The organism is Actinosynnema sp. (genome assembly GCF_052038725.1).
On sequence record NZ_JBQGCX010000627.1, the window covers coordinates 1 to 2,550 of the forward strand.

Annotated in this window: 2 protein-coding genes; both read left to right on the forward strand. The window is 68.0% G+C overall.

Annotation, left to right across the window (positions count from 1 at the left end; all coding sequences use genetic code 11):
* The first annotated feature begins 18 nt into the window (after positions 1 to 18).
* Positions 19 to 402 carry a VOC family protein gene (locus ACTUAL_RS13260; RefSeq protein WP_096497406.1) on the forward strand — a complete coding sequence of 128 codons (384 nt, stop codon included), beginning with the start codon at positions 19 to 21 and terminating at the stop codon, positions 400 to 402.
* Between the two features lie 466 nt (positions 403 to 868).
* A complete protein-coding gene (locus ACTUAL_RS13265; protein ID WP_015805617.1) occupies positions 869 to 1,972 on the forward strand; it encodes an FAD-binding oxidoreductase in 1,104 nt (367 codons plus the stop codon).
* The last annotated feature ends 578 nt before the right edge of the window (positions 1,973 to 2,550 follow it).

Below are 2,550 nucleotides of genomic sequence, written 5' to 3' on the forward strand. Positions count from 1 at the left end.
CGGTCGATGATCTTGGCTATGGCTTCCCTGGTGCGACACCTGACCTTCGACTGCGCCGACCCGTGGGCGCTGGCCACCTTCTGGACCGGGATCACCGGCGGGGCGCTGGGCGAGGGCGACCAGCCCGGTGACGACGAGGTCGAGGTGGTGTGGGACGGGGGCGTGAACCTGCTGTTCATCCGGGTCCCGGAGGGCAAGTCGGCGAAGAACCGGCTGCACCTGGACCTCCAGCCGCACGACCGGACGCGCGACGAGGAGGTGGAGCGGGTGGTGGCCTTCGGCGCGACCGTGCTCGACGACCAGCGCAACGCGGACGGCACCGGGTGGGTGGTGCTCGCGGACCCCGAGGGCAACGAGTTCTGCGTGGTGCGGAGCACTGCGGAGCGTGTTTCCCACCCGTGAGGGCGTCACCCGCTCGGACCAGCGGTTTTTCCACAGCGATGTCCGAGTTATCCACAATCCGCAGGTTGCTATCCACAGGCGCGGCGGGATGATCACTCACGGAGCGCAGCCGCAGGTCCACCCGTGTGAGGGAGGGCCTCGGCAAGCGGCCAAACGGTGTAGGACAAGTCTCACCCTGTTGCGCAGGCCACGATCAAGGTACAACCGAAGTTGAATGATCCCTCGAAGGATCGAGCTCCGCGTTACACAACGAAGTCGTACTGCACTCAAAGGTGGCATCAAGGAGTCAACCACCCAGTTGACGGGTTAGTGTCGCAGCGTCGGGGTTGGATGCTTGACGAGGACGTAGCGCCGTTGCAGGCGCCGCAACAAACGTGGAGACTGCGCCCGGACCATGACTGCGAACGCTGTGTTGAGCCCCATCCCGAGCCCGCCGCACCGCGAACCTCCTCCGGGTGTCACCGCCATGGTGCGGCTGATCCGGGAGAGCTTCGCGGTCGTCGAGTCGCGCTCCGACGATGTGGCCAAGTTCTTCTACGGAATGCTGTTCAGCCTGGCCCCGGCGACCCGCGAGATGTTCCCCGCGAACATGGAGGTGCAGCGGAGCAGGCTGCTGCGGGCGCTGGTCCACGTGGTGCAGATGGTCGACAGACCCGACGACCTCATCCCCTTCCTGAGGCAGCTCGGGCGCGACCACCGCAAGTTCGGCGTGGTCAGCTCGCACTACGAGTCGGTCGGGACCGCGCTGCTCGCCGCGATCAAGAAGTACGCGGGCGAGGCGTGGACGCCGCAGGTCGAGATGGCCTGGGCCGAGGCGTACACGATCATGGCCAGGGCCATGCAGGAGGCCGCGCACGCCGACGAGGGCCCCGCGTACTGGCACGCGACGGTGCTGGAGCACCAGCGGGTGAGCTGGGACCTCGCGGTGGTCAGGTTGCAGCCGGACCACCCGGTGAACTACCGGGCCGGGCAGTACGTGTCCGTGGAGACGCCCCAGCGGGCGAGGCTGTGGCGGTACTTCTCGCCCGCCAACGCGCCGCGCGAGGACGGGATCATCGAGTTCCACATCCGGTCCGTCGAGGGCGGGTGGGTGAGCCGGTCGATCGTCGGGCACACGCAGCCGGGGGACGTGTGGCGCATCGGGCCGCCGATGGGGCGGTTGAGCGTGAACCGGACGTCCGGGAACAACGTGCTGATGATCGCCGGTGGGACCGGGATCGCGCCGATGCACGCGATGCTGGACGAGATGGCGCAGTGGGGCGAGAACCCGAAGACGCACCTGTTCATCGGGGGGCGGACCAGGGAGGACCTGTACGACCTGGACAACCTGCAGCGGATGGCGAGCGCGAACCCGTGGTTGTCGATCGTGCCGGTGCTGGAGAACGACCCAGGGGCTCGGGGGGTTGAGCAGGGGACGTTGGCGGACGTGGTGACGCGGTACGGGGCTTGGGAGGATCGGGACGTGCTGGTGTGCGGATCGCCTTCGATGATCCGGGCCACGGTGTCGAGGATGCTGGTCGCGGGGACTCCGCTCGACCGGATCAAGTACGACCCGTTCACGTTGGACTAGTGGGGCGTTCGGTTAGTGGGGCGTTCGGCTCGCGGCGTGTTGGGGTTAGGGATTAGGGCGAAGATCAAGAGCTGAAGGGCACGCCTCGCCGGCGGGGCAGACCTCCAAAAAAGAGGGGGACGGGCTCTGCCGGCCGGTGACCGTTCCGCTGGTGGTTCGGTTTACTACTGCGGTGGGCGGGGTCCCTCTTCTCCGTTTGGCCTCCTTTCAGGCAAGCACAGGCGTCAAGACGCCGTTTGACACCCCGGTCTGCCGCAGCGGTGCGGCGGCGTCTTGACACCTGCGCTCGGGCTTCGCCAGGCCAAACGGAGAAGAGGGACGCGGGATGGCTGGCTGCGGGCTCGCTGCGCTCGCCCCGCAGCCCGCGAAGCGGTCAATCTGTGAAGTGATCAGCCTGCGGGGCGGTCAGCCCGTGAGGGTCAGGCCTGCGAGGCGGTCAGCCCGCGAAGTGGTCAGCCCGTGAGGCGGTTAGGCCTGCGAGGCGGTCAGGCGCGGGCGTGGTCCCTGTGCGTGCAGAAAGGCCCGGAGCGGGTGGCTCCGGGCCTTTCTGGTGTGCTGCGGGGGTTCCACCGGCCGCG

Coding starts and splice junctions, on each gene's coding strand:
- ACTUAL_RS13260 (WP_096497406.1), top strand. CDS start 19: ATGGCTTCCCTGGTGCGACACCTGACCTTCGACTGCGCCGACCCGTGG.
- ACTUAL_RS13265 (WP_015805617.1), top strand. CDS start 869: ATGGTGCGGCTGATCCGGGAGAGCTTCGCGGTCGTCGAGTCGCGCTCC.